This is a genomic window from Pseudomonas sp. BW16M2 (assembly GCF_014268865.1).
Lineage (GTDB): Bacteria > Pseudomonadota > Gammaproteobacteria > Pseudomonadales > Pseudomonadaceae > Aquipseudomonas > Aquipseudomonas peradeniyensis.
On the sequence record NZ_JABWRI010000021.1, the window covers coordinates 1 to 24,327 of the forward strand.

25 protein-coding genes and 2 tRNA genes are annotated in these 24,327 nt (G+C 65.4%); 12 read left to right on the forward strand and 15 right to left on the reverse strand.

Annotated elements, in window-relative coordinates:
- From HU735_RS18105 to HU735_RS18120, 4 genes are all read left to right on the forward strand, one after another.
- A tRNA-Met gene (locus HU735_RS18105) sits at positions 1–77 on the forward strand.
- Positions 78–212: 135 nt separating this feature from the next.
- Positions 213–289, forward strand: a tRNA-Met gene (locus HU735_RS18110).
- A gap of 253 nt (positions 290–542) precedes the next feature.
- On the forward strand, positions 543–3,185 hold the full coding sequence (gene mprF / locus HU735_RS18115) for a bifunctional lysylphosphatidylglycerol flippase/synthetase MprF (protein WP_186714638.1): 2,643 nt from the start codon (positions 543–545) through the stop codon (positions 3,183–3,185).
- On the forward strand, positions 3,185–4,477 hold the full coding sequence (locus HU735_RS18120; protein ID WP_186714639.1) for a virulence factor family protein: 1,293 nt from the start codon (positions 3,185–3,187) through the stop codon (positions 4,475–4,477). The genes mprF and HU735_RS18120 overlap by 1 nt, the downstream gene beginning before the upstream one ends.
- Positions 4,478–4,577: 100 nt before the next feature.
- Here the strand turns inward: HU735_RS18120 and HU735_RS18125 are convergent, their stop codons facing one another.
- The gene (locus tag HU735_RS18125; RefSeq protein ID WP_186714640.1) at positions 4,578–6,488 is read right to left on the reverse strand and encodes a potassium transporter Kup; all 1,911 of its coding nucleotides are present in this window, start codon (positions 6,486–6,488) and stop codon (positions 4,578–4,580) included.
- 236 nt (positions 6,489–6,724) lie between these two features.
- On the opposite strand from HU735_RS18125, the gene rimO reads away from it, so the two are divergent.
- The 5 genes from rimO (at position 6,725) to tsaA (ending at position 10,643) form a co-directional block, all read left to right on the forward strand.
- Positions 6,725–8,056, forward strand: coding sequence for a 30S ribosomal protein S12 methylthiotransferase RimO (gene rimO / locus HU735_RS18130; RefSeq protein ID WP_050704462.1), 1,332 nt, complete (start codon positions 6,725–6,727; stop codon positions 8,054–8,056).
- A gap of 85 nt (positions 8,057–8,141) precedes the next feature.
- Entirely contained in the window at positions 8,142–8,600 is a 459-nt protein-coding gene (locus HU735_RS18135) for a GNAT family N-acetyltransferase (protein ID WP_186714641.1), read from the forward strand.
- Between the two features lie 121 nt (positions 8,601–8,721).
- A complete protein-coding gene (locus tag HU735_RS18140) occupies positions 8,722–9,432 on the forward strand; it encodes an rRNA pseudouridine synthase (protein WP_186714642.1) in 711 nt (236 codons plus the stop codon).
- Between the two features lie 50 nt (positions 9,433–9,482).
- Positions 9,483–9,944, forward strand: coding sequence for a DUF1456 family protein (locus tag HU735_RS18145; RefSeq protein WP_186714643.1), 462 nt, complete (start codon positions 9,483–9,485; stop codon positions 9,942–9,944).
- Between the two features lie 6 nt (positions 9,945–9,950).
- Positions 9,951–10,643, forward strand: coding sequence for a tRNA (N6-threonylcarbamoyladenosine(37)-N6)-methyltransferase TrmO (tsaA, locus tag HU735_RS18150; RefSeq protein WP_186714644.1), 693 nt, complete (start codon positions 9,951–9,953; stop codon positions 10,641–10,643).
- Positions 10,644–10,721: 78 nt separating this feature from the next.
- On the opposite strand, the gene fpr is transcribed toward tsaA, so the two are convergent.
- A complete protein-coding gene (gene fpr, locus HU735_RS18155; RefSeq protein WP_028690607.1) occupies positions 10,722–11,501 on the reverse strand; it encodes a ferredoxin-NADP reductase in 780 nt (259 codons plus the stop codon).
- Positions 11,502–11,621: 120 nt separating this feature from the next.
- Here fpr and finR point away from each other — a divergent pair, with 120 nt between their 5' ends.
- The gene (finR, locus tag HU735_RS18160; RefSeq protein ID WP_186714645.1) at positions 11,622–12,548 is read left to right on the forward strand and encodes a LysR family transcriptional regulator FinR; all 927 of its coding nucleotides are present in this window, start codon (positions 11,622–11,624) and stop codon (positions 12,546–12,548) included.
- 4 nt (positions 12,549–12,552) lie between these two features.
- On the opposite strand, the gene HU735_RS18165 is transcribed toward finR, so the two are convergent.
- The 3 genes from HU735_RS18165 to HU735_RS18175 form a co-directional block, all read right to left on the reverse strand.
- On the reverse strand, positions 12,553–12,918 hold the full coding sequence (locus tag HU735_RS18165) for a diacylglycerol kinase (RefSeq protein WP_050704455.1): 366 nt from the start codon (positions 12,916–12,918) through the stop codon (positions 12,553–12,555).
- A gap of 77 nt (positions 12,919–12,995) precedes the next feature.
- Positions 12,996–13,646 (reverse strand): response regulator transcription factor ErdR, encoded by a 651-nt coding sequence (erdR, locus tag HU735_RS18170; protein ID WP_028690610.1) that lies wholly within the window; start codon positions 13,644–13,646, stop codon positions 12,996–12,998.
- A gap of 257 nt (positions 13,647–13,903) precedes the next feature.
- Positions 13,904–14,614 carry a tRNA-uridine aminocarboxypropyltransferase gene (locus HU735_RS18175; RefSeq protein ID WP_186714646.1) on the reverse strand — a complete coding sequence of 237 codons (711 nt, stop codon included), beginning with the start codon at positions 14,612–14,614 and terminating at the stop codon, positions 13,904–13,906.
- 214 nt (positions 14,615–14,828) lie between these two features.
- Between HU735_RS18175 and HU735_RS18180 the strand changes: the two genes are divergently transcribed.
- Positions 14,829–15,248, forward strand: coding sequence for a quorum-sensing-regulated virulence factor family protein (locus tag HU735_RS18180; RefSeq protein ID WP_186714647.1), 420 nt, complete (start codon positions 14,829–14,831; stop codon positions 15,246–15,248).
- Between the two features lies 1 nt (position 15,249).
- Here HU735_RS18180 and HU735_RS18185 read toward each other — a convergent pair whose 3' ends face one another.
- The gene (locus HU735_RS18185) at positions 15,250–15,456 is read right to left on the reverse strand and encodes a hypothetical protein (protein WP_186714648.1); all 207 of its coding nucleotides are present in this window, start codon (positions 15,454–15,456) and stop codon (positions 15,250–15,252) included.
- 302 nt (positions 15,457–15,758) lie between these two features.
- On the opposite strand from HU735_RS18185, the gene HU735_RS18190 reads away from it, so the two are divergent.
- Positions 15,759–16,877, forward strand: coding sequence for an LOG family protein (locus HU735_RS18190; protein WP_186714649.1), 1,119 nt, complete (start codon positions 15,759–15,761; stop codon positions 16,875–16,877).
- Between the two features lie 52 nt (positions 16,878–16,929).
- Here HU735_RS18190 and recX read toward each other — a convergent pair whose 3' ends face one another.
- The 9 genes from recX to HU735_RS18235 all read right to left on the reverse strand — a co-directional run bounded on the left by recX (position 16,930) and on the right by HU735_RS18235 (position 24,317).
- Positions 16,930–17,400, reverse strand: a complete 471-nt coding sequence (recX, locus tag HU735_RS18195) for a recombination regulator RecX (protein WP_028690615.1) — start codon at positions 17,398–17,400, stop codon at positions 16,930–16,932.
- An 8-nt stretch (positions 17,401–17,408) separates the two neighbouring features.
- Positions 17,409–18,485, reverse strand: coding sequence for a recombinase RecA (gene recA / locus HU735_RS18200; RefSeq protein WP_028690616.1), 1,077 nt, complete (start codon positions 18,483–18,485; stop codon positions 17,409–17,411).
- Positions 18,486–18,589: 104 nt separating this feature from the next.
- Positions 18,590–19,072: a nicotinamide-nucleotide amidohydrolase family protein gene (locus HU735_RS18205; RefSeq protein ID WP_028690617.1), complete on the reverse strand. Its 483-nt coding sequence runs from the start codon at positions 19,070–19,072 to the stop codon at positions 18,590–18,592.
- A 59-nt stretch (positions 19,073–19,131) separates the two neighbouring features.
- Positions 19,132–19,593, reverse strand: coding sequence for a lysis system i-spanin subunit Rz (locus HU735_RS18210; protein ID WP_186714696.1), 462 nt, complete (start codon positions 19,591–19,593; stop codon positions 19,132–19,134).
- Positions 19,594–19,625: 32 nt separating this feature from the next.
- Positions 19,626–20,177: a glycoside hydrolase family 19 protein gene (locus HU735_RS18215; RefSeq protein ID WP_186714650.1), complete on the reverse strand. Its 552-nt coding sequence runs from the start codon at positions 20,175–20,177 to the stop codon at positions 19,626–19,628.
- Positions 20,178–20,394: 217 nt separating this feature from the next.
- The gene (locus tag HU735_RS18220) at positions 20,395–21,429 is read right to left on the reverse strand and encodes a contractile injection system protein, VgrG/Pvc8 family (protein WP_186714651.1); all 1,035 of its coding nucleotides are present in this window, start codon (positions 21,427–21,429) and stop codon (positions 20,395–20,397) included.
- A 115-nt stretch (positions 21,430–21,544) separates the two neighbouring features.
- Positions 21,545–21,751: a tail protein X gene (locus HU735_RS18225; protein ID WP_050704448.1), complete on the reverse strand. Its 207-nt coding sequence runs from the start codon at positions 21,749–21,751 to the stop codon at positions 21,545–21,547.
- Positions 21,726–22,571: a phage tail protein gene (locus HU735_RS18230; RefSeq protein WP_186714652.1), complete on the reverse strand. Its 846-nt coding sequence runs from the start codon at positions 22,569–22,571 to the stop codon at positions 21,726–21,728. The genes HU735_RS18225 and HU735_RS18230 overlap by 26 nt, the downstream gene beginning before the upstream one ends.
- Positions 22,572–22,580: 9 nt before the next feature.
- On the reverse strand, positions 22,581–24,317 hold the full coding sequence (locus HU735_RS18235) for a hypothetical protein (protein WP_186714653.1): 1,737 nt from the start codon (positions 24,315–24,317) through the stop codon (positions 22,581–22,583).
- Positions 24,318–24,327: the final 10 nt, after the last annotated feature.

Genomic DNA, 24,327 nt, shown 5'->3' on the forward strand with positions numbered 1-24,327 from the left:
CGCGGGATGGAGCAGCCTGGTAGCTCGTCGGGCTCATAACCCGAAGGTCGTCGGTTCAAATCCGGCTCCCGCAACCAGATTCAAGAAAAGGCCACTGTCGAGACAGTGGCCTTTTTTATTGTCTCTTGATTATCGATCAGTAAAAACTTTCGAAAAATCAAACAGTAACGCTTGACTCCCAGTACAAAATCCGTAGAATTCGGCCCCACAGGCGCGGGATGGAGCAGCCTGGTAGCTCGTCGGGCTCATAACCCGAAGGTCGTCGGTTCAAATCCGGCTCCCGCAACCATATTCGTCAGAACAAGCCCCGCCTATCGCAAGATAGTGCGGGGCTTGTTGCATTCAGGCTCCGTAAAAGCCAATTGCCCCTTCCCCGCTACCTGCCTCCCTTGCCGCGCCCCTGCGGCTGAATGAACTATCTTTAACTATCCTGAAACAGATTAAGCCGTCGGCCCGGAGTAATATTCGGATACGTTTTTCCAAAGGGACTTTCACTTGGCCGTACCTTGCCTTCACCTCGCGCAGACCGCACGAGGCACCCCATGACCGCCCCCACTCCCGAAACCCAGGCACCGCTGACGGCGGCCTTGCCAACGGCTGCCCAGCGCCTGCCCTGGCTGGAGCGCCTGAGCAAGTACCGCCAACCGCTGGGGCTGGCAGTGACCCTGGTGTTGTTCGCCATGGGCCTGATCGCCTGTCGCCACCTGCTGAGCGAACTGGACATCTATGCCCTGCACGATGCCATGCTCAGCGTACCGGCCAATGCACTGCTCGGCGCGGTCCTGGCCACCGTGGTCGGTTTCGTCATCCTGCTGGGCTATGAATGGTCGGCCAGCCGCTACGCGGCCGTGCAACTGCCACCCCGCACCCTGGTGCTGGGCGGCTTCAGTGCCTTCGCCATCGGCAACGCCATTGGCCTGTCGATGCTGTCTGGCGGTTCAGTACGCTATCGCCTCTACGCGCGCCAAGGCCTGGGCGCCGCGGAAGTCGCGCGCATGACGGTCTTTGCCAGTCTCTCGCTGGGCTGTGCCCTCCCGCCCCTGGCGGCACTGGCCACCCTGAGCGATCTGCCGGCGGCGGCAACCGCACTGCGCCTGCAAGCACCGCTGCTGGGCGGTATCGCAGTCGCCGTGCTGGTGGTGGCCACCGCCCTGGTGATGGGCCTGTATCGTCGTCGCCTGCCCGAACAACCGCTGGCCGACAGTCTGCTGGTGCAGTTCGGCCGCCGCACCCTGCGCCTGCCGGGCGCCCGACTGACCGCGCTGCAACTGCTGATCACCGCGCTGGATGTCGCCGCCGCCGCCACCGTGCTCTACCTGCTGCTGCCAGAAGCACCGCCGTTCGGCGCCTTCGTGCTGGTCTACCTGCTCGCCCTCGCCGCCGGCGTGCTCAGCCATGTGCCGGGTGGCGTCGGCGTGTTCGAGGCGATCCTGCTGGCGGCCTTCGCCAACCAGCTGGGGGCCGCGCCGCTGGCCGCCGCGCTGCTGCTGTACCGGCTGATCTACGTGGTCATGCCGCTGCTGGTGGCCTGTGTGCTGCTACTGGCCAACGAGGCCCGCCGCCTGATGGTCACCCAACAGGCGATCCGCGCCGCCTCGGGGCTGGCCGCGCCGGTGCTGGCGATCCTGGTGTTCCTCTCCGGCGTGGTGCTGCTGTTTTCCGGCGCCACCCCGGAAATCGACAGCCGCCTGGAACACATGGGCTTCCTGATTCCGCACCGCCTGATCGATGCCTCGCACTTCGGCGCCAGCCTGATCGGCGTGCTCTGCCTGCTGCTCGCCCAGGGCCTGCGCCGGCGACTGTCGGCTGCCTGGCTGCTGACCACGGTGCTGCTGCTGGTGGGCGCGGTGCTGTCGCTGCTCAAGGGCTTCGACTGGGAAGAAGCCAGCCTGATGTGCTTCACCGCCGCCCTGCTCGCCCTGTTCCGCCGCTCGTTCTACCGCCCCAGCCGCCTGCTGGAGCTGCCGTTCTCGCCGGTATACCTGGTGGCCAGCGCCTGCGTGGTCGGCGCCTCGGTGTGGTTGCTGCTGTTCGCCTACCAGGACGTGCCCTACACCCACAAGCTGTGGTGGCAGTTCACCCTCGACGCCGACGCGCCGCGCGGCCTGCGTGCCGCCCTCGGCAGCGCCGTGCTGTTGGTGATCGTTGCCCTGACCTGGCTGCTGCGCACCGCCCGCCCGGTCATCCACCTGCCGACCGAGGACGAGTTGCAACGCGCCAACCGCATCCTGCTGGCCTCCGACCAGCCCGACGGCGGCCTGGCCCTGACCGGTGACAAGGCGCTGCTGTTCCACCCCAACGACAACGCCTTCCTCATGTACGCCCGCCGCGGTCGCAGCCTGGTGGCCCTGTACGATCCGATCGGGCCGGCCCAGGAGCGCGCCGAGATGATCTGGCAGTTCCGCGACCTGTGCGACCTGCACCATGCGCGCCCGGTGTTCTACCAGGTGCGGGCGGAGAATCTGCCTTTCTACATGGACATCGGCCTGACCGCGATCAAGCTCGGCGAAGAAGCCCGGGTCGACCTGCGGCGCTTCGACATCGAGGCCAAGGGCAAGGAGATGAAGGACCTGCGCTACACCTGGAACCGGGGCGGGCGCGATGGCCTGGCCCTGGAGATCCATGAGCCCGGCCAGGCACCGCTGGCCGAGCTCAAGGAAATCTCCGACGCCTGGCTCGGCGGCAAGAACGTGCGCGAGAAAGGCTTCTCCCTCGGCCGCTTCAGCCCCGAGTACCTGCAGCATTTCCGCATCGCGCTGATCCGCTTCCAGGGCCGCCCGGTGGCCTTCGCCAACCTGCTGGAAACCCACAGCAACGAGTTGGCCAGTCTCGACCTGATGCGCGCGCACCCGGAAGCGCCGAAGCTGACCATGGAATTCATGATGGTCGGCCTGATCCTGCACTACAAGAGCCATGACTATGGCCGTTTCAGCCTGGGGATGGTCCCCCTCTCCGGCTTGCAGCCGCGCCGTGGCGCCCCCTTGACCCAGCGCCTGGGCTCGATGGTGTTCCAGCGCGGCGAGCAGCTCTACAACTTCCAGGGCCTGCGGCGCTTCAAGGACAAGTTCCAGCCGGACTGGGAACCCCGCTACATGGCCGTGCCGGCCGGGCTCGACCCGCTGGTGGCACTGGCTGACACCGCCGCCCTGATCGCTGGCGGCCTGACTGGATTGGTGAAACGTTGATGATCCGACGCTATTGGTTGTACGTACTGATTCCCCTGCTGCTGGCCGTGCTGGCCGGCGGCGCGGCCTTCTGGCTGTGGACCCGGCCGGCGCCCGAGGCGCGCCTGGAGCACCTCACCCTCGACGACGGCAGCGCCCTGACCCGCGCCACCCCCGGCGTGCACGCCAAGGCCCGGGTGGCCATCGGCGTGCCCCAGGACCAGGCCCTGACCGACAAGCAGCTGCTCGACCTGAGCCAGGCCGGCGAGGCCCAGCTGGTGCAGGTGATCCTGCCACCCGCCGATTGCGCCAAGCAGCAGGCGGCGATGGACCAGGCCCTCACCCGCCTGGCTGACAAGCCGACCCTGGTCGCCGGCATCGGTCCGGGCGCGGCCCAGGCCTGGCGCTGGCTGGCCGCGCAGGGCGACGACAAGGCCCGGGCGATCTCGGTGGACTTCACCCTCGAGCAACCCGGTTGCCAGGCCGCCCTGCCCAAGTCCGCCGCCCATGGCCACTGGAACGTGGCCTGGAACGACAACCCGGATGACGCCAGCGCCGCCTTCGTGCGCGACCAAGCCAACGCCGAGACCAGCATCGCCGACTACGACATCCACCTGCCCCAGGTGCTCAAGGCGCAGCTGACCCAGGCCCTGGTCGGCCACGACGGCAACGCCCTGGCGATCCCGGTAGTGGAAGTCCCGGCTGGGCAGACCACCGACACCGTGACCCTGTTCCTTTCCGGCGACGGCGGCTGGCGCGACCTGGACCGCGACGTGGCCGGCGAGATGGCCAAGCTCGGCTACCCGGTGGTGGGCATCGACACCCTGCGCTACTACTGGCAGCACAAGACCCCGGAACAGAGTGCCGCCGACCTGTCCGAACTGATGCAGCACTACCGCCAGAAATGGGGCACCAAGCGCTTCGTACTGACCGGTTACTCGTTTGGCGCCGATGTGCTGCCGGCCATCTACAACCGCCTCTCCGAGGAAGACCAGAAGCGCATCGACGCGGTGATCCTGTTGGCCTTCGCCCGCAGCGGCAGCTTTGAGATCGAGGTGGAAGGCTGGCTGGGCAAGGAAGGTCAGGAGGCCCCGACCGGGCCTGAGATGGCCAGGTTGCCGGCAGCGAAGGTGGTATGCATCTACGGCGTGGAAGAGACCGACGAAAGCGGCTGCACCGACAAGACGGCAGTGGGCGAGCGTATGAAGCTGCCAGGCGGCCATCACTTCGACGAGAACTACCCGGCGCTGGCCAAGCGCCTGATCGGCGAGATCGAGACCCGCCAGGGAAAGGCCAACGTCGCTGAGAAATGATGTAAACCGGTCGCTGTGCGGCCCATCGCGGGGCAAGCCCGCTCCCACAAGGCCTGTGTAATCCTTGTGGGAGCGGGCTTGCCCCGCGATGCTTTCGTCCTCAGATCTCGACCTGCGTCCCCAGCTCGATCACCCGATTGAGCGGCAGGTTGAAGAACCGCAGGTTGCCGTTGGCATTCTTCAGCAGGAACGCGAACAGGTTCCCGCGCCAGCGCGACATGCCTTCAAGACGCGAGGCGATCACCGTTTCCCGGCTGAGGAAGTAGGTGGTGCGCATCGGGCTGAAGTCCAGCTCATCCAGATGGCACAGCTTCAGCGCCGCCGGCACGTCCGGCTCGTCCATGAAGCCGAAGTGCAGCAGCACCCGGAAGAACCCGTCGCCATAGGCCTCCACCTCGAACCGCTCATGCTCCGGCACCCGCGGCCGATCTTCGCTGACCACCGTCAGCAGCACCACCTGGCTGTGCAGAACCTGGTTGTGCAGCATGTTGTGCAGCAGCGCATGGGGCACGGCATCGGGCCGGGCGGTGAGGAACACCGCGGTGCCCTCGACCCGGTGCGGCGGCTGCACGCGGATGCTGCCGATGAACACCGGTAACGGCAGCGCGCCTTCGTCGATGCGGTCGACCAGGATCTGCTTGCCGCGCTTCCAGGTGCTCATCAGCACGAACAACACGATCCCCGCCAGCACCGGGAAGGCGCCGCCCTGGACGATCTTCGGCACGTTGGCGGCGAAGAACAGCCCGTCGACGAACAGGAAGCCCACCAACAGCGGGACCGCCAGCACCGGTGGCCACTTCCACAGCAGCAGCATGACCGCCGAGACCAGGATGGTGGTCATCAGCATGGTGCCGGTAACCGCCACGCCATAGGCCGCAGCGAGGGCGCCGGACGACTCGAAGCCGATCACCAGCAGCACCACACCGACCATCAGGGTCCAGTTCACCGCACCGATGTAGATCTGCCCCTGCTCGTCGCTGGAGGTGTGCTGGATCTGCATACGCGGCACGTAGCCCAGCTGGATGGCCTGGCGGGTCAGGGAGAAGGCACCCGAGATCACCGCCTGGGAAGCGATCACCGTGGCCATGGTTGCCAGGCCGACCAGCGGCAGCAGCGCCCAACTCGGCGCCAGCAAGTAGAACGGATTGCGCGCGGCCTCGGGGTTCTGCAGCAGTATCGCGCCCTGGCCGAAGTAGTTGAGCACCAGCGCCGGCAGCACCAGGGCGAACCAGGCGCGGGCGATGGGCTTGCGGCCGAAGTGGCCCATGTCGGCGTACAGGGCCTCGGCGCCGGTCAGCGCCAGCACCACTGCGCCGAGAATGGCCACGCCCATGCCCGGATGAACGATGAAGAAATTCAGCGCCCAGACCGGGTTGAAGGCCTTGAGCACTTCCGGGCTCTGCGAGATGCCGTGTACCCCCAGCGCCCCCAGCACCACGAACCAGGTGACCATGATCGGGCCGAACAGCTTGCCGATCTTCTCGGTGCCGTGCTTCTGCACCAGGAACAGCGCCACCAGCACCACCAGCGAGATCGGCACCACCCAGTGGTCGATGCCTTCGAAGGCCAGGCCCATGCCCTCCACCGCCGAGAGCACCGACACCGCCGGGGTGATCATGCTGTCGCCATAGAACAGCGAGGCACCGACCAGACCACAGCCGACCATCAGTGCCCGCAGTTTCGGGTATTCAGCCGTGGCGCGCCGCGCCAGCGCGGTGAGCGCCATGGTCCCGCCCTCGCCCTGGTTGTCGGCGCGCAGGATGAACATCACATACTTGAACGATACCACCCAGAGCAGCGACCAGAGGATCAACGACAGGATGCCCAGCACCCCATCGTGATTGACCTGCACGCCGTAACCACCGGTGAAGACCTCTTTGAGGGTGTACAGCGGACTGGTGCCGATATCGCCATAGACCACCCCAACAGCTGCCACGAGCAGCCCCAGCGACTTCGCCGCCCCCTGCTTGCCCTCGTGCCCGCCTTCGGCGTGACTGCTTGCCTGAACCATCGACCACTCCCGCAGAAGGCCAACTAGACCGGTTGAATTCCTACCCGCGCCGGACCACCCCGGATGCCCCGGCGCAACGGCGCGAAGCATAGCGCAGCGTTCGTCGTATTTCTGCTGGTAAAGCGACCTTGCGCTCGCTAGAATTGCGCACTTTTTGATCAGAGGCGCCAAAAAGCGCCCGTCAAGATCGCCCGCGATTCCAGCCGGGCGAACTGCATTCAATACCGAGGTTAGCCATGTCCACCACTCCCGCCACCCCAAAGGTCGGCTTCGTTTCCCTGGGTTGCCCAAAGGCCCTGGTCGATTCCGAGCGCATCCTGACCCAGCTGCGCATGGAAGGCTATGAAGTCGTGCCTACCTACGATGGCGCCGACGTGGTGGTGGTCAACACCTGCGGCTTCATCGACAGCGCCAAGGCCGAGTCGCTGGAAGTGATCGGCGAGGCGATCAAGGAGAACGGCAAGGTCATCGTCACCGGCTGCATGGGTGTCGAGGAAGGCAATATCCGCGACGTACACCCGAGTGTGCTGTCGGTCAGTGGCCCCCAGCAGTACGAGCAGGTGGTCAACGCCGTGCACGAGGTGGTGCCACCACGCCAGGATCACAACCCGCTGATCGACCTGGTGCCGCCGCAAGGCATCAAGCTGACCCCGCGCCACTATGCCTACCTGAAGATTTCCGAAGGCTGCAACCACAGCTGCAGCTTCTGCATCATCCCGTCGATGCGCGGCAAGCTGGTCAGCCGTCCGGTCGGTGAAGTGCTGAGCGAGGCCGAGCGCCTGGTCAAGGCCGGCGTCAAGGAGATCCTGGTGATTTCCCAGGACACCAGCGCCTACGGCGTCGACGTCAAGTACAAGACCGACTTCTGGAACGGCCGCCCGGTCAAGACCCGCATGCTCGAGCTGTGCGAGGCCCTGAGCAGCCTGGGTGCCTGGGTGCGCCTGCACTATGTCTACCCGTACCCGAACGTCGACGACGTGATCCCGCTGATGGCCGCCGGCAAGATCCTGCCGTACCTGGACATCCCGTTCCAGCACGCCAGCCCCAAGGTGCTCAAGTCGATGAAGCGCCCGGCCTTCGAAGACCGCACCCTGGCGCGCATCAAGAGCTGGCGCGAGCAGTGCCCTGAGCTGGTGATCCGTTCGACCTTCATCGTCGGCTTCCCCGGCGAGACCGAGGAAGACTTCCAGTACCTGCTCGACTGGCTGACCGAAGCCCAGCTCGACCGCGTCGGCTGCTTCCAGTACTCGCCGGTCGAAGGCGCCCCGGCCAATGACCTGGGCCTGGATGAAGTACCGGACGACGTCAAGCAGGAGCGCTGGGACCGCTTCATGGCCCACCAGCAGGCGATCAGCGCCGCGCGCCTGCAACAACGCATCGGCAAGGAGATCGAAGTGCTGATCGACGAGGTCGAGGAACAAGGCTCGGTCGGCCGCAGCTTCTTCGACGCGCCGGAGATCGACGGCAACGTGTTCATCGACGGCGACCACGGCTTCAAGCCGGGCGACAAGGTCCGTTGCCGCATCGTCGATGCCGACGAGTACGACATGTGGGCCGAGCCCGTCTGAGCGATGATCGCCTGAAGATACCCCGCCCACTGGCGGGGTATTTTTTTGCATCTATGTTTTCCTCAATGGCCCCGAGGATCACAGGATGTCGCCCACCGTCACGCTGCAAACGCCCCACCTGAGCGACTACCCCGAACTGGTTCGAGTGTGGGAGGCGTCAGTGCGCGCTACCCACGACTTCCTGCCCGACGGCTACATCGTGCTGCTGCGCGAGCATGTACTGCGCAAGTACCTCGATGCGGTGATGCTGGTCTGCTGCAAGGACGCCAGGCGGCGCATCCTCGGTTTCGCCGGCGTGGCCAACGGCCGTGTCGACATGCTTTTTGTCGCGCCGGAGCACCGTGGCCAGGGTATCGGCCAGCGCCTGCTGCGGCACGCGGTAAGCGAGCTCAACGCCGAACGCCTGGATGTCAACGAGCAGAACCCCCAGGCCCTGGGCTTCTATCTGCACGAGGGTTTCGAGGTGTACGGGCGCTCGGAAACCGACGGCCTGGGGCAGCCCTATCCCCTGCTGCACATGAGGCTAGTTCGTACAACGTCCTAGGACATAAGCCAAGGAAACCAACACTCAGCTCCGAAATGGCGGAAATGACATCGATTTGCAGCCGCTGCCCCGCGCAGGCAGGTACAATGAAAGCTTTCCCTGCCGCGTGATGCCCGTGTCCATGTCCGAACCCATTCGTCTCTCCAAACGCCTCATCGAACAGCTTGGCTGCTCCCGCCGAGAGGCCGAACTGTACATCGAGGGAGGCTGGGTCACGGTCGACGGCGAGGTGGTCGAGCAGCCACAGTTCAAGGTCGCTGGGCAACGCGTCGAACTGCTCCCGGGTGCCCGCGCCGAAACGCTGGAGCCGGTGACCCTGCTACTCAACCAGCAGGTCGGGCAGGACACCGCCAGCGCCCAGGCGGGCATGAACATGGCCAGCCTCAGCGAAGCGCACCGCGAAGGCGTGCGCCCGCTTCACGGGCATTTCGCCCGCCAGGCCTGCGTCGCCCCACTGCTGCCTGGCGCCAGCGGCCTGCAACTGTTCACCCAAGACTGGCGGGTGACCCGCAAGCTAGACGCCGACCTGCGCCGCATGGAGCAGGAATACATTGTGCAGGTCAGCGGTCAAGCCAAGCCAGGCGCCCTCGAGCGCCTGGCCCGCGGTGTCGAGCGCAAGGGCGTCGAACTGCCGAAGGCCAAGGCCAGCTGGCAGAACGAACAGCACCTGCGCATGGTCCTGAAAAACCCGCAGCCCGGGTTGATCGAACAACTGTGCGAGACCGCTGGCCTCAAGGTCCTGGCGATGCGCCGCATTCGCCTGGGTGGCGTGTCGATGGGCAAGCTGCCAGTGGGCCAGTGGCGCTATGTGGCCGCCACCGAACGCTTTTAGCATTACCGCCGCGCAATGAGTGACGCGGCAACAGAACAGGATTCGCTGCAATGAACCACAACGATGTACTGCGCAGCCTGCGCTACATGCTCAAGGCCAACGACCAGAAGCTGGCCGAGATCATCAAGCTCTCGGGCCTTGAGGTTTCCGCCGAGGCCATCGCCGGCTACGTCAAGAAAGAAGAGGAACCTGGCTTCGTGTCCTGCCCGGAGAAGGTCATGGCACACTTCCTCGACGGCCTGGTAATCCACCGTCGCGGCCGTGACGACAGCCGTCCACCGCAGCCAATCGAGGTGCCGGTGACCAACAACACCGTGCTCAAGAAGCTGCGGGTGGCCTTCGAGCTGAAGGAAGACGACCTGCACGCAGTGCTCAAGTCGGTCAACTTCCCGGTGTCCAAGCCCGAGCTGAGCGCACTGTTCCGCAAGGTCGGCCACGACAACTACCGCCCCTGCGGCGACCAGTTGCTGCGCAACTTCCTCAAGGGCCTGACCCTGCGCGTGCGCGGCTGAGCCGTGATGCAGCATACCGTCTCACCGGTCGGCATCATCCGCTCCTGCTTCAAGGAGAAGTTCGCCATCCCGCGCCAGCCCCAGCTGGCGCCGGCCGCCCGTGGCGTGCTGGAGTTGCTGTCGCCCTTTGACCAGAGCGATGCCGTCGAAGGGCTGGAACAGGTCAGCCATGTATGGCTGCTGTTCCTGTTCCACCAGGCACTGGAAGACAAGCCACGCCTGAAGGTTCGGCCACCGCGCCTGGGCGGCAACAAGAGCATGGGGGTGTTCGCCACCCGGGCCACCCATCGACCCAATGGCATCGGTCAGTCGGTGGTGCGCCTGGAAGGCGTCGAGCCGGGGCGTTTGCTGCTGTCGGGGATCGACCTGCTGGACGGTACCCCGGTGCTGGATATCAAGCCTTACGTGCCGTATGCGGACAGCGTCGCCGAGGCATCGAACCTGATGGCCAGTGATGCGCCGGAGCCGATCAGCGTGCAATGGAGCGAGAGCGCACTGCCCCAGGCACACACCCACGCACTGCGCCTGGGCGAACCCTTGGTCGAGCTGATCGAGCAGTGCCTGGCCCAGGATCCACGCCCGGCCTACCAGGTACCACCGCCCGAACGGGTGTATGGGGTGAAGTTCTGGGATGTGCAGGTGCGCTGGCATTACCCGCAGCCGGATGTAATCCGGGTGCTGGAGGTGATGCTGGAGTGATGTGACGTCGATCAGACGCACATGCCAGGCATAAAAAAACGCAGGCCAAGCCTGCGTTTTTCATGCCTGCCGCTCGCCTTACTTCTCGACGAACGCACGCTCGATCAGGTAATCACCCGGCTCACGCATGCGCGGGGAGATCTTCAGGCCGAAGCTGTCGAGCACTTCGCTGGTCTCGTCGAGCATGCTCGGGCTGCCGCAGATCATCGCGCGGTCGTCCTGCGGGTTGATCGGTGGCAGGCCGATGTCGCTGAACAGCTTGCCGCTGCGCATCAGGTCGGTCAGGCGACCCTGGTTCTCGAACGGCTCACGGGTCACGGTCGGGTAGTAGATCAGCTTGTCGCGCACCGCGTCACCGAAGAACTCGTTCTGCGGCAGGTGCTCGGTGATGAACTCACGGTAGGCCACTTCGTTGACGTAGCGCACGCCGTGGACCAGGATCACCTTCTCGAAGCGCTCGTAGGTCTCCGGATCCTGGATGACGCTCATGAACGGCGCCAGGCCAGTGCCGGTGCTCAGCAGGTAGAGATGCTTGCCCGGGTTCAGGTCGTCGAGCACCAGGGTACCGGTAGGCTTCTTGCTGATGATGATCTCGTCGCCTTCCTTCAGGTGCTGCAGCTGCGAGGTCAGCGGGCCGTCCGGCACCTTGATGCTGAAGAACTCCAGGTGCTCTTCCCAGTTCGGCGAGGCGATGGAGTAGGCGCGCATGAGCGGACGGCCGCTGTCCTGCTGCAGGCCGATCATCACGAACTGACCGTTCTCGAAGCGCAGACCCGGATCACGGGTGCACTTGAAGCTGAACAGGGTGTCGTTCCAGTGGTGCACACTGAGGACACGTTCGTGGTTCATGTTGCTCATCGATGGGGCTCCTGAAGGAAAACGCGGCGCGCGCAAGACGCGCAGTTGCGCGATAGTTTAGGGGCAGCGACAATATCTGTTAACTGAATTATCAAGATATGTGTTATCGGTTATATAGATATGCGATTCACACTCCGTCAGCTCCAGGTCTTCGTCGCCGTCGCCCAGCACCAGAGCGTGTCCCGGGCCGCTGGCGTGCTGGCCTTGTCGCAATCGGCCGCCAGCACCTCGATCACCGAACTGGAACGCCAATCCAGCTGCCAGTTGTTCGACCGCGCCGGCAAGCGCCTGAGCCTCAATGCCCTGGGCCATCAACTGCTGCCCCAGGCCGTGGCCCTGCTCGACCAGGCCAAGGAGATCGAGGACCTGCTCAACGGCAAGTCGGGGTTCGGCTCGCTGGCTGTCGGCGCCACGTTGACCATCGGCAACTATCTGGCCACCCTGCTGATCGGCAGCTTCATGCAGGTGCACCCGGAAAGCCAGGTCAAGCTGCATGTGCAGAACACCGCGCATATCGTGCAACAGGTCGCCCACTATGAAATTGACCTGGGTCTAATCGAAGGTGACTGCAACCACCCCGATCTCGAGGTGCAGCCTTGGGTGGAGGACGAACTGGTGGTGTTCTGCGCGCCCCAGCATCCCCTGGCGAAGGTCGGCCATGCCAGTATCGAGCAGTTATCCCATGAAGCCTGGATCCTGCGTGAGCAGGGCTCGGGCACGCGCCTGACCTTCGACCAGGCCATGCGCCATCACCGCGCCAACCTGAACATCCGCCTGGAGCTGGAACACACCGAGGCGATCAAGCGCGCGGTGGAGTCGGGCCTTGGCATCGGCTGCATTTCGCGTCTGGCCCTGCGTGACGCCTTCCGCCGCGGCAGCCTGGTGCCGGTGGAAACCCCGACCCTGGACCTGGCGCGGCAGTTCTACTTCATCTGGCACAAGCAGAAGTACCAGACCTCGGCCATGCGCGAGTTCCTCGAGCTGTGCCGCAGCTTCACCGCCGGCGTTCGGCGCAGCGACGAGATCGTGCTGCCACCGATCGCCTGAAGGCTCAACCGAGCAGGATCACGCCCCAAACCACCGCGACCATGCTCATGGCCACCAACTGCGCGGCGCTGCCCATGTCCTTGGCGTTCTTCGACAGCGGGTGGCGATCGAGGGAGATGCGGTCGATGGCCGCCTCCACCGCCGAATTGAGCAATTCGACGATCAGCCCCAGCAGGCACACGGCAATGAGGATCGCCCGCTCACCGCGGCTGACCGGCAGCCAGAAGGCCAGCGGCACCAGCACCACGTTGAGCAGCACCAGTTGACGGAAAGCGGCCTCGCCCTTGAAGGCGGTGCGCAGGCCGTCCAGCGAGTAGCCGGCGGCGTTGACGATACGTTTGAGGCCGGTCTGGCCTTTGAATGGCGACATGTGTGTCCGTCACTTCACCGGAGAAAGGCCCGCAGGCTAGTCCAGTCGGAGTCAAAAAAGCGTGAATGCACGGGTACTTAGCTGGCCGAAACCGATTCAAGTTGTTGCAGCAGCAACGCCGCCTGGGTCCGCGTGCGCACCCCCAGCTTGCGGAAGATCGCCGTCACGTGGGCCTTGATGGTCGCCTCGGAAACGTTCAGCTCATAGGCAATCTGCTTGTTCAGCAGCCCTTCGCAGACCATGGTCAGCACGCGGAACTGCTGCGGGGTGAGGCTGGCCAGGCCTTCGCTGGCGGCCTTGGCCTCGGCCGACACATCGACCTTGTCGAACGCCTGCGGCGGCCACCAGACATCACCGTCGAGCACGTTGCGCACCGCTTCCTGGATCTTGCTCAGCTCGCTGGACTTGGGAATGAAACCGCTGGCGCCGAATTCGCGGGACTTGACCACGACGGCTGCCTCTTCCTGGGCCGAGACCATTACCACTGGGATCTGCGGGTACTGGCCGCGCAGCAGGACCAGGCCAGAGAATCCGTAGGCGCCGGGCATGTTCAGGTCCAGCAGGACCAGGTCCCAGTCGGCTTTCTCGGTGAGGCTGGTTTCCAGTTCGGCGATGCTCGCCACCTCGACCAGGCGCACGTCCGGGCCCAGGCCGAGGGTAACGGCCTGGCGCAGTGCGCTGCGAAACAGCGGGTGGTCATCGGCAATCAGGATTTCGTATGTGGCCATCGATCTAAGGATCCTGTTCTGTGCCAGGCGCAGGGGATACGGGAGACGCCTGGCGGGCAACTCATGGCGCGAACGGCAGGGCCGCCGGCCGGGATGGCACGGCGAAGTCCGGGGTAACAGCAGCTTCGTCGTGCCCGAAGCGGCGCCAAGGATGCCGAGCACGCCCCGGGTGGTCAAGCCAATTGCCCGGTCGAACCCGCCTACCCTGGCTGCCAGCCCCGACAGTATGAACCAATCCGTCGCGCCTGCCCCTTGGACTATAGGAAGGTATGCAAACGCTGGTGGACCTCGTCCTGCTCGTCCAGCGGCAGGCGCCGCTTGCCGCTCAGGTAGTGCAGGCTGAAGACGTCCAGGTAGGCGTCCAGGGCCTGCGAGGCCTGGCCGTCGCCGGCCAGTTCCAGGCACATGGCGGCCACTTCGGCGGTGCAGAAGTGATCGTCGCGCTTGGAACGGCGCAGGCGGTAGCGCGACATCTGCTCCGGTTGCAGGCTCAGCACCGGGAAGCGATCGAGGTAAGGGCTCTTGCGGAACATCTTGCGCGCCTCGGTCCAGGTGGCGTCGAGCAGGATGAACAACGGGCGCTTGCCCGGCTCGCGCACGACTTCGCTGACCACCCGCTCTTCCTTGACGAACTCGCCCGGAAAGACGATGTAGGGCTGCCATCGGGGATCGTCCAGCAGCGCCAGCAGCCCCTCGTCCACCGACGTGCGCAACCAGCCGAAGGCCGAGGTGTCCTCGATCACATCGGCGATCAGCCAGCCGGTGTTGGTCGGCTTCAATGGCTCGGTGTCGTGCATCAGCAGGCACATGCCGGACTCGGCCGGCACCCGGGGTTTCCAGGCACACAGGCAGTGCGTGGCGATCACCCGGCAATCCGGGCAGCGCTCGGCGCGCGAGCCTCGGGCGACAAAGGGTTTGATGCTGCGCGCCAGGCGCTCGGCGCGCAGGCGCGCTACCGCGTGGCTCATGGCAGCAGGCCTTGGCAGGGAAGTGGGAGGGGCACGGCGACGACTCGATGAAAACAAAGCGCCCAGTCTACCAGAGCCCACGTCTTTTGCCGTGCAGCCAGCGGCGCCGCTCCTTTATAATCGCAGGTTCTGGCGGCCTGGAAACCCTGCGCTTTCATGGAACGCCGCCCGTAGGCGCTGGTCAAAGCGCCAGTCATCGAACCAGGAGAGATCCATGCTGCGTCTTATCGTCCCGACCCTGAGCCTGTTGCTCGCCCTGCCCCTGGCCGCCCAGGCTGCGTCCAAGCAGGAATACGAGCTGAACCAGATGCTGCAGAAGGTCGCCAAGGAAAGCAGCGTCGGCACCCCGCGGGCCATCAACGAGGACATCCTCGACCAGGGCTACACCGTCGAAGGCAAGGCACTGGTCAACCACCTGAGCGTGCGCCAGGAGCATGCCCAGCGCATGCAGGCCAATCCTGCGCAGGTCCGCAGCCAGCTGGGTGACAGCGTGTGCCGCAACAACGGCTACCGCCAGCTGATGTCCAAGGGCGCCGTGATGGTCTACCGCTTCACCGTCTACAAGACCAACCAGCCGGTCATGGACCAGGCGTTCGACGCTGCCAGCTGCACAGCCGGCAACAAGAAGAAGTGATTCAGGCCAGCTGATCGCTGTTTCTGGCGCGCCGCTGCTCATCATCGGCGCGCAACTCGGCCAGCAGGGCCTGCAGGTAACGCGAATGCGCCTCGGCCCCCTGCAGGCGACGCACGCACTCCCCCTCAAGGCTCAGGTGATGAGCCTTGGCCTCGTACTCGAGCAACTGCAACAGTTGCCCATCCACCTCGATCACCAGCCGGTGCATACCGCCACCTCGCTGTATCGCCCACTGTCCCCAGTTAACCAAAGTCCCGCCAGCACTGGTTTGCGCCTGACCGGCGGTAGTGCGCGCCTGTGGCGGCACGAAGCCGCGCCAGCGTCTAGATTGATAACGAGTACCCACAACAACGACAACGCGATGGAATTGCCACTGCAACATGGCCTTGAAGGCCTACTGCAACGCTCGGGGGGCACACTCGAGCCACAGCAGCCAGCGACACACGCAGTGTCGCGGCCGGGACACGCCATCGACCCGGTCAGAGGTTTTGCTGCAGAAGGAGACGTTGAATGCCTTACCAATCGAACGAGCTGCTGTTCAACCATTTCAGGGACAACGGCATCGACCTGAGCAAGATCGACGAGCAACTGCAACTGGTCGCGCCGAACAGTCCCAACCTGCCGCTGTACCGCGACATGCTGCTGACCGTGCTGCGCATGGCCCACGACGATCGCAACCGCTGGAACGCCAAGATCACCCTGCAGGCCCTGCGCGAGCTGGACCACTCCTTCCGCACCCTCGAGCACTACAAGGGGCGGCGTAAGGTCACCGTGTTCGGCTCGGCGCGCACGCCGCTGGAACACCCTATGTACGCCCTGGCCCGGGAACTGGGCGCAACGCTGGCGCGTTCGGACCTGATGGTGATCACCGGCGCCGGCGGCGGGATCATGGCCGCCGCCCATGAAGGCGCCGGCACCGACCACAGCCTGGGCTTCAACATCACCCTGCCGTTCGAACAGCACGCCAATGCCACGGTCAATGGCACCGACAAGCTGCTGCCGTTCCACTTTTTCTTCATCCGCAAGCTGTTCTTCGTCAAGGAAGCCGACGCATTGGTGCTCTGCCCCGGTGGCTTCGGCACCCTCGACGAGGCGTTGGAGGTACTGACGCTGATCCAGACCGGCAAGAGCCCGTTGGTGCCGGTGGTGCTGCTCGACTCGCCCGGCGGCAGTTTCTGGCAGGACGCCCTGGGCTTCATCAGCCGCCAACTCGAAGAGAACCGCTACATCCTGCCCAGCGACCTCAAGCTGGTACGCCTGGTGCACAGCGCCGACGAGGCGGTCGAGGAGATCAACCAGTTCTACAGCAACTACCACTCCAGCCGCTGGCTGAAGAGCCAGTTCGTGATCCGCATGCACCACCCCTTGAGCGAGGCGGCCCTGCATGATGTGGAGGAAGGCTTCGCCGACCTGCGCCTGAGCGGCAGGTACCACCAGCAACCGGACAGCGGCGCCGAACATGAGGAAGGCAACTTCAGCCACCTGACGCGCCTGACCTTCGCCTTCAACGGCCGCGACCAGGGCCGCCTGCGCGAACTGGTGGACTTCATCAACCTGCCGGAGAACTGGGCCAAACCCCAGCCGATGCACACCACCCAGCGCGCCCGGGAAGCGCTGCGAGTCAGCTGAACGCAAAATGCCCTGTACGGCTGACACGCATGGGCGTCAGCCGTACAGGGCATCAATAATCGTCGAGGTCGCGACCGCTGAGTAGCCGACCGATCATGTCCATGGGGAAACCACGGTAGGCGAGAAAGCGCGTCTGTTGCGCCCGGCTGCGTGGGTCTTGCGGGCGTTGCCCGGCGAACTTGCGCTGCCAGACATCGCGCAGTTGCGTCGCCCAGTCCACTTCGCTGTCGCGCAGGGCTTGGTCGATATCGCCACGGTTCAAACCACGCTGGCCAAGCTCCTCGCGAATTCGCGCGGGGCCGTAGCCAGCACTGGACCGGTAGCGGATGAAACTTTCCAGATAGCGAGCTTCACTGAGTAGCCCTTCTTCGGCCAGCCGATCAAGCGCAGGCTCGATCAGCTCATCCGGTGCACCACGCTGACGCAACTTGCGCGTCAGCTCGACACGACCATGCTCGCGGCGTGCGAGCAGGTCCATGGCTGTCCGCCGAACGGCGACGGGGGTGTCGAGTACGACGGACATGGGGCCAATCAATAACCGGCGTCAGCGTCAGCCAGGTCGTCGGCATCGGCTTCGGCTGCACCGGCCTTGGCGGCAGCTGCAGCAGCGGCGGCGGCACCAGCGGTCAGCAGCTTGTCGCGAATCTGCTTCTCGATCTCGCTGCCAATGGCCGGGTTCTCTTGCAGGTACTTGGCGGCGTTGGCCTTGCCCTGACCGATCTTGTTACCCTGGTAGCTGTACCAGGCACCGGATTTTTCCACCAGGCCTTGGGACACACCCAGGTCGATGATCTCGCCGTTACGGTAGATGCCCTTGCCGTAGAGGATCTGGAACTCGGCCTGACGGAACGGTGGCGAAACCTTGTTCTTGACGATCTTGACGCGGGTTTCGCTGCCAACCACTTCGTCGCCTTCCTTGACCGCGCCGGTACGGCGGATGTCCAGGCGCACCGAGGCGTAGAACTTCAGGGCGTTACCACCGGTTGTGGTTTCCGGGCTGCCGAACATCACGCCGATCTTCATACGGATCTGGTTGATGAAGATGACCAGGCAGTTGGCGTTCTTGATGTTACCGGTGATCTTGCGCAGGGCCTGGGACATCAGGCGGGCCTGCAGGCCGACGTGCATGTCGCCCATCTCGCCTTCGATCTCGGCCTTCGGCACCAGGGCGGCCACGGAGTCGACGATGATCACGTCGACGGCGTTGGAGCGCACCAGCATGTCGGTGATTTCCAGGGCCTGCTCGCCGGTGTCCGGCTGCGAGACCAGCAGGTCGTCGACGTTGACGCCCAGTTTGCCGGCGTATTCAGGGTCGAGGGCGTGCTCGGCGTCGACGAAGGCGCAGGTGGCGCCGTTCTTCTGGGCCTCAGCGATGACCGACAGGGTCAGCGTGGTTTTACCCGAGGATTCCGGGCCGTAGATCTCGACGATACGGCCTTTCGGCAGACCGCCGATGCCCAGGGCGATGTCCAGGCCCAGGGAACCGGTGGAGATGGCTGGGATGGCCTGGCGCTCGTGGTCGCCCATGCGCATGACCGCGCCCTTGCCGAATTGGCGTTCGATTTGACCCAGGGCCGCAGCCAAGGCGCGCTTCTTGTTGTCGTCCATTGAAATCCTCACGTGTTCGACGTGGCCCTGACGGCCGGAATAACTGTATAAGTAGCCAGTATTATTCCACAGCGATTCGTTTCCGCAAACCCCCGTCGGGCGATTTACTCCGCGCCAAGCTGTAACAAGCCGTCTAACGCGGCGATCACCGTCTGTCGGCGCACCGCTTCGCGGTCACCGTCGAAGTGCCGGCGCTCGCTGCTCACGTGGGTTCCGTCGGCCCAGGCCAGCCACACCGTGCCCACCGGCTTGGCCGGCGAACCGCCGTCGGGACCGGCCACGCCGCTGACCGCCACCGCAAAGCGCGCTCCGCTGGCGGCCTGGGCGCCCCGCACCATGGCCTCGACCACTTCCTGGCTGACCGCCCCCACCTGGGCGAACAACGCCTCGGGGACGCCCAGCTGGCGGGTTTTCTGGGCATTGGAATAGGTGACATAGCCGGCCTCGAACCAGGCCGAGCTGCCGGGGATGCGGGTGATCGCCTCGGCGATGCCGCCGCCGGTGCAGGATTCGGCGGTGCTCACCTGGGCGTTGAAGCGCCGCAGGTGTTCACCCAGGCGGGTGGAGAGAACGGTGATCGGGTCCATGGCTAGCTCCTGGCAAGACTGCGCCCTACCCTACCACTCCCGCCCCTGCTGGCAAGCGCTCAAGGCGACAGCGCGCGGATATAGGCCTGGCACGCCCGCAAGGCAATCAGTCCACGGTCGCCGTCGTCGGTGATGGCGACAATTCGTCGAGCATGCGCCGGGTCAAGTCGGGCGCGTACGGGGCCATGATCCACGCCGCTGGTGCCGGCGGCGGCAGGCATTGGGGCACAGGCGGTGTCGCGCTCGACCAGGACCGACAGGCGCAGATCGGCAGTAGCAAGGCGGTCACGCAGGCGAGCCTGAGTCTGTTGGGCATCGGTCAGCTCCTGGAAATGCTTCGTTTCACTGTCGTGCAGGCGTTGTTCGAGGTCCTGGCGCTGATCGCGCTCGGCGAGCAACAGGCCGTGCAGCGCCTCGGCCTGGTCCAGGCGCTGCTGCACCAGCGCCTGTTCCTGCTCGGCCAGTTGACGGCCAAGGCGCCAGCCCTGCAGCTGCCAGGCCAACGCGGCGGACAGCGCCATCAAGCCGAGGCACAACACCAATTGCAGGCGGTTCAGCACAGTACCTCCCGCGCCCGCGCCCACAGCTCGAGCCGTTCCGATAAGCCGTTCAGGCCGCCGTTGATATGCCGGGTGATGCGGTTGAACTCACCCTGGTCGGCCAGGGCATTGAGCCCGCGCGAGTGCCAGAACCAGGCCGCCGACTCGCAGGCCCAGCGCGGCTGCTCGAGCATCTGCGGTTGCGCCAGCAGGCGTTCGTCGCCGAACAGCGCACGGCTGCAGGCTTGGTAGTTGTTGCGCCCGGTCACCTGGATCAGGCCACGGCCACAATAGCGTTGGCCGTCGCCGTCGGCTTCGGGGGTGTTACCCAGGCGCAGGGCCAGGGTGCCGGTGTCGTAGCGGGCCAGGTAGCGATCGTTGCCCAGTTCCTTGACGTAGCGCAGCTGGCCGGATTCATGGCCGACCTGGGCCAGGAACGCGGCAATGCGTTTGGGGTGGTCGATTTCCCAGTTGGCCATGGCCGTGTTCAGCGCCGGCAGGAAGGCGGCGACGCGTTGGCCGGCGAGCGGGTAGATCTGCTTGAGTTGCTGTTCAGTGAGCGGCATCGGTGCATTCTCCATTGCGGTCTGATCGAAAGGCGGCCGGTGCCGCCTGTGGCTCGCTCATGGGCGATGGCTCGAAGCGCTTGGCTTTCACAGGGGTCAAGATGTGGCGTGCGCCGTACCTGATCTGGAGCTCTGAAACAGGGTGATGCGGCCGGCTGACAGCGACTATAGGGAGCGCCACCGCCGGCAGGCATCGGGAAACCCTCACCGCCCTGTCTCAGGCCTTGAGCGAACCCGCCCGCCGAGGCGCGGAACCCTTGGCCTTGGCCTTGCCCTGGCGGCCGCCGTTGCACTGCACGGTGGTGCGCCAGCCGCTGCTGGTGAACACCTGCTCGACCGACTCGATCAGGTAGTGGCCATCCAGCCCGGCCAGGAAGCCCTGGACATCGATGGCGCGCTCGGCGAACAGGTCGGTGCGCCCGGGCATGTCCAGGCGCACGCTGGCGGTGTCGCGGTTGAAGCTGGCCAGGCGGGCGCGGGCGGCCTGTTCCGCCGCCGCGCGGTTGGGATACAGGTGGCGGTCGGTGTAGACCGGCTGCAGGCCGTCCGGCGCATCGCCATTGTCCAGTTCCACCGCCTGCAGGCGCCCGCTGGCGCTGTCCTGGTGGCGGGTCCTGACGGCCTTGTGGGTACTCTTGTCAGCCAGGCGAAACTGCCACTGGCTGACGTCGCTGCGGACAATGCCGATCACCCCCAGGGGCTTGCCGCTGGCGCTCTGGCCGCCCTGGCGCGGCAGCACCAGCAGCTGGCCGTTGGCGAGCTTGGCGGTGCAGTCATGCAGGCGTGCCAGGCGGGTGATGAAGTTGAAGTCCGACTCGCTGTACTGGTCGATCCGCGGCACCTGCACGGCTACCGGGCACACGGCCTGCCAGCCATTGCGGGCGCCGATCTCGGCGACGATGCGCTGCAACGTCGCATTCTCCCAACTGCCACTGCGGATGGTCTTGCCGCTGCCGCGCAGGTCGCTGGCCTTGCCGCGGATCACGAGGGTGTCCGGCGGGCCGGACAGCTCGACCTCATCCACGGTGTAGCGGCCCAGGCGGTTCAGCGGGTGCCCGGCGTAACCCAGGTGCACCTCGAGCACTGCGCCCCTGGCTGGCAAGGCCAGGGCGCCATCGCGGGCATCGAGGCGCAGTTCGAACTCGTCGGATTCCAGGCCTGGTTTATCAGTGGTGCGTAACAGCAACAGGCGGTCGTTAAGCAGCGTGGTGATGTCATGGCCGTCCGCGATGATGCGGAATTGAGGTTGCATGGTTGGTGCTCCACTGTGTTGATGTAGCGAGGACGGCGTGGGAGCGGGCTTGCCCCGCGACGGCGCCATCGCGGGGCAAGCCCGCTCCCACGTGCAGTTCAGGAAAGGTGAGTGGTCAATCCCACAACTGCAGGCTGGTGCTCGTCGTCATTGGCAGCTCCGGCAAGAGGATCCTCACCCCGGCGCGAAACGGCTGCGCCTCGTCCGCCAGGCCCTGGTTGGCATCCAGCACGGCCTCGACCGTGCCGGCCAAGTGGCCGTAATAGTGCTGGCAGAGGGTATCGAGCAGGTCGCCCTCAGACGTTGTGCAGGTCTTGGCCATAGCTCACGAACTCCAGTGAAAACCCTTGTTTGCGCGGAATGCCGCCGGCCAGCAGGACGCTCTGCTCCTCCTCGATGCTGGTCAGGCACCAGGTGCCGAGCACCTCGCCGTAGCCGGTGGTCAACGACAGCGGCAGCAGCTGGCGGCCGATGCTGCGCAGCGCCTGCAACTGACCGAGCCCGCCCTTGAACCCGGGGAAGATCGCGCCACGGATGTTGATGCTCTCCTCGCCCAGGCTGACCGCCTGCTGGGCGCTCTCGCGGCTCAGGCGTTCCTGCCCGGCCCAGCGAAAACGCGTCTGCCGGCGCAACTGGTCGAAGGCAGCGGTGTCGAGGTTGAAGTAGTACGGCGCCGCGCCCGCCTTGAGCGGTTGCAGCACCAGCAAGTGCGGGAACGGCTTGACCGCTTCGGCGGCTGGCGTCGCGTCGGGCGCGAAGCCCAGCGTCGACAGCACGCCATTGACGGTCGAGCGCACCTCCCCCACCACACGGCGAATCGCCGCACCGGCCTTGGCGGCGTGAGCGGCGAAGCCGTCGATGCGATCACGCACCTGACGCACCGCCGCCACCGCCTGGTCGTACTTGGCCACCACCTTGGCAACCCGGGCCTGGGCATTGGTGATCGCGCGCATGGTGCGCTGCAGCTTGGCCCCGATGATCGGGCCGACCACCGGCAAACCTTCCAGCTCACCCACCGCGCCCTGTATATGGACGATCGCGTCGTTCATCGGATCGAGCATGGCGTCGGCACGCCGACGCCCTGCCTCTCCCGCCTTGACCAGGGCGTGCAGCGTGGCTTGCAGCTGCTCCAGATAGGTCATGGATCCTCCTTAAAGTGCGATATGTGGGGTGTCGGCCAACTGCGCGGAACGGGCCTGACGCATGAGTTCCTCGAGCTGACGACGAGCGATGGCCTCCAACTGTTGCAACACCGACGGGTCATCGAGACTGTTGCTGAACGTGACCGGCATGTTGGCGGTGAAGGTGAACTGCTGGTTGATCGGCGCGGGGGGGACCGCTGGCGTGGCCACCGCTACCGGTGGTACAGGTGCCGGCGGCTGTGCTGCGGGGCTATCCATTGCCCGTGCCGCCTCTCCCAGGCCCGGCTTGGCGGCGGGCTCTTCCTTGCCCGAACCCAGCGCCTTGCCCAGCCAGCCACCGATACTTTCACCTCCCATGCTGCCCAGCACGCCACCGATCAGGCCACCGATCGCGGTGCCGATCACCGGTACCACCGACCCGATGGCGGCACCTGCCGCAGCACCGGCCAGGCCGCCTCCCAGGCCTCCGACGGCGGTGCCATATCCTTCGAGTTTCTGCTCGGGGGTGGCATCGCTGTTGTAGGTCTCGGCAAGTTGCATACCGGTGTCGAGCAAGTTGGCACCAGGAATGCGCCTGAACACTCGCCTTGCCACCGAGGCGCCGGCATTGCCGGCCACCGCCCTACCCACCTGGCCCGTGACCGCAGTACCGGCGAGCCCAATAGCGCTGGCTGCCGATGCGGCGGCTGACGGGCTGTCCGGAACAGCCTCCTGCCCCTCGAAGAAGGCCGCCTCGTCCTCGGCTTCGTCGACCTCTTCTTCCTCCTCCTCTTCCTCCGGCTCCTCGGCATCGTCACCCGCTTTCGGCATGCGAGCGGCAGTCGTGGGAGTCTTGGCCTTGTCGGCAGGAGCCTCGTTGGCGGCGGGCTTGTCAGAGAACAATCCATGGAGCGTCTTGCCAGCCAGGCCGCCGAGACCTTCACCGATCATTTCGCCGATCTCACCACCGTACTTCTGGATCTGCTTGTTCTTGGTCAGTCCGCCCAGGAGCTCCGCTCCCAGGTTGCCGAGTACGCCTCCAAGCGCTGCGCCTGCAGCCTCGGCCTTGTCCTCGCCCTTGTCCTTGAGCATGACCAAGCCAAGCTTGGTGAGGCCTTTAGCGGCAGCCTTGCCACCGTTCTCCTTCAGGCCCTTGGTTATCTCGCTTTGTCTTTCGGGCGTTCGGCTTTGATAATACGAACGGGCTCCCCAGGCAGTGCCAGCGGCTACAGCGACAGTACCGGCACCGACCGCTCCAGCCTTGAGCACCGCCAAACCCGCATTCGCCGATTCCAGAGGCACACGCCCCTGCTCCACACTGCGCGCCTCGGGCGGATCACCCCGGGCCGGCCGTGGCGCGGGGCTCGTCCCCTCCAGCAAGGCCGCCTTGCGCTGCTCCAACGTAGGGGCTGGTGATTCCTTGGCGGCGGCCGCGCTCGAGGCCACCACCATCGCACGCAGTTCCAGCGGCTTGCGCCCAAGTGACAGGTAAAGCCTGCGCAAGCGCTCGACCTCGTTCCCCTCACGGCGCAATCGGTCGATCTGCGCCTCATGTGCCCATGCCTGGTCGTTATCCAGCTGCCTTTCGGCCTGGCCCACCTTGTCCAGTTCGAGCCCCAGGCGGATGACCTCGCCGATCAACCGCCCGAGCCGGGTACCGTCCGCTTGCCTGCGCAGGCGCTCGACCTGGCCACGCAAGCTGTCGACGGTCCTGCCCAATGCCTGGTCGCTGGTGACGCCGAGGGTGAACACCTGTGTGTTCGCCATGGCTTGCTCC

Coding starts and splice junctions, on each gene's coding strand:
- fpr (WP_028690607.1), bottom strand. CDS start 11,501: ATGAGCAACATGAACCACGAACGTGTCCTCAGTGTGCACCACTGGAAC.
- HU735_RS18220 (WP_186714651.1), bottom strand. CDS start 21,429: ATGCAACCTCAATTCCGCATCATCGCGGACGGCCATGACATCACCACG.
- HU735_RS18230 (WP_186714652.1), bottom strand. CDS start 22,571: ATGACCTATCTGGAGCAGCTGCAAGCCACGCTGCACGCCCTGGTCAAG.
- HU735_RS18225 (WP_050704448.1), bottom strand. CDS start 21,751: ATGGCCAAGACCTGCACAACGTCTGAGGGCGACCTGCTCGATACCCTC.
- recX (WP_028690615.1), bottom strand. CDS start 17,400: ATGTCCGTCGTACTCGACACCCCCGTCGCCGTTCGGCGGACAGCCATG.
- HU735_RS18175 (WP_186714646.1), bottom strand. CDS start 14,614: ATGAGCCACGCGGTAGCGCGCCTGCGCGCCGAGCGCCTGGCGCGCAGC.
- HU735_RS18210 (WP_186714696.1), bottom strand. CDS start 19,593: ATGGCGCTGTCCGCCGCGTTGGCCTGGCAGCTGCAGGGCTGGCGCCTT.
- HU735_RS18215 (WP_186714650.1), bottom strand. CDS start 20,177: ATGCCGCTCACTGAACAGCAACTCAAGCAGATCTACCCGCTCGCCGGC.
- tsaA (WP_186714644.1), top strand. CDS start 9,951: ATGCAGCATACCGTCTCACCGGTCGGCATCATCCGCTCCTGCTTCAAG.
- HU735_RS18165 (WP_050704455.1), bottom strand. CDS start 12,918: ATGTCGCCATTCAAAGGCCAGACCGGCCTCAAACGTATCGTCAACGCC.
- HU735_RS18185 (WP_186714648.1), bottom strand. CDS start 15,456: ATGCACCGGCTGGTGATCGAGGTGGATGGGCAACTGTTGCAGTTGCTC.
- HU735_RS18205 (WP_028690617.1), bottom strand. CDS start 19,072: ATGGACCCGATCACCGTTCTCTCCACCCGCCTGGGTGAACACCTGCGG.
- HU735_RS18135 (WP_186714641.1), top strand. CDS start 8,142: ATGTCGCCCACCGTCACGCTGCAAACGCCCCACCTGAGCGACTACCCC.
- HU735_RS18180 (WP_186714647.1), top strand. CDS start 14,829: ATGCTGCGTCTTATCGTCCCGACCCTGAGCCTGTTGCTCGCCCTGCCC.
- HU735_RS18140 (WP_186714642.1), top strand. CDS start 8,722: ATGTCCGAACCCATTCGTCTCTCCAAACGCCTCATCGAACAGCTTGGC.
- HU735_RS18125 (WP_186714640.1), bottom strand. CDS start 6,488: ATGGTTCAGGCAAGCAGTCACGCCGAAGGCGGGCACGAGGGCAAGCAG.
- HU735_RS18190 (WP_186714649.1), top strand. CDS start 15,759: ATGCCTTACCAATCGAACGAGCTGCTGTTCAACCATTTCAGGGACAAC.
- recA (WP_028690616.1), bottom strand. CDS start 18,485: ATGGACGACAACAAGAAGCGCGCCTTGGCTGCGGCCCTGGGTCAAATC.
- HU735_RS18145 (WP_186714643.1), top strand. CDS start 9,483: ATGAACCACAACGATGTACTGCGCAGCCTGCGCTACATGCTCAAGGCC.
- finR (WP_186714645.1), top strand. CDS start 11,622: ATGCGATTCACACTCCGTCAGCTCCAGGTCTTCGTCGCCGTCGCCCAG.
- mprF (WP_186714638.1), top strand. CDS start 543: ATGACCGCCCCCACTCCCGAAACCCAGGCACCGCTGACGGCGGCCTTG.
- erdR (WP_028690610.1), bottom strand. CDS start 13,646: ATGGCCACATACGAAATCCTGATTGCCGATGACCACCCGCTGTTTCGC.
- rimO (WP_050704462.1), top strand. CDS start 6,725: ATGTCCACCACTCCCGCCACCCCAAAGGTCGGCTTCGTTTCCCTGGGT.
- HU735_RS18120 (WP_186714639.1), top strand. CDS start 3,185: ATGATCCGACGCTATTGGTTGTACGTACTGATTCCCCTGCTGCTGGCC.
- HU735_RS18235 (WP_186714653.1), bottom strand. CDS start 24,317: ATGGCGAACACACAGGTGTTCACCCTCGGCGTCACCAGCGACCAGGCA.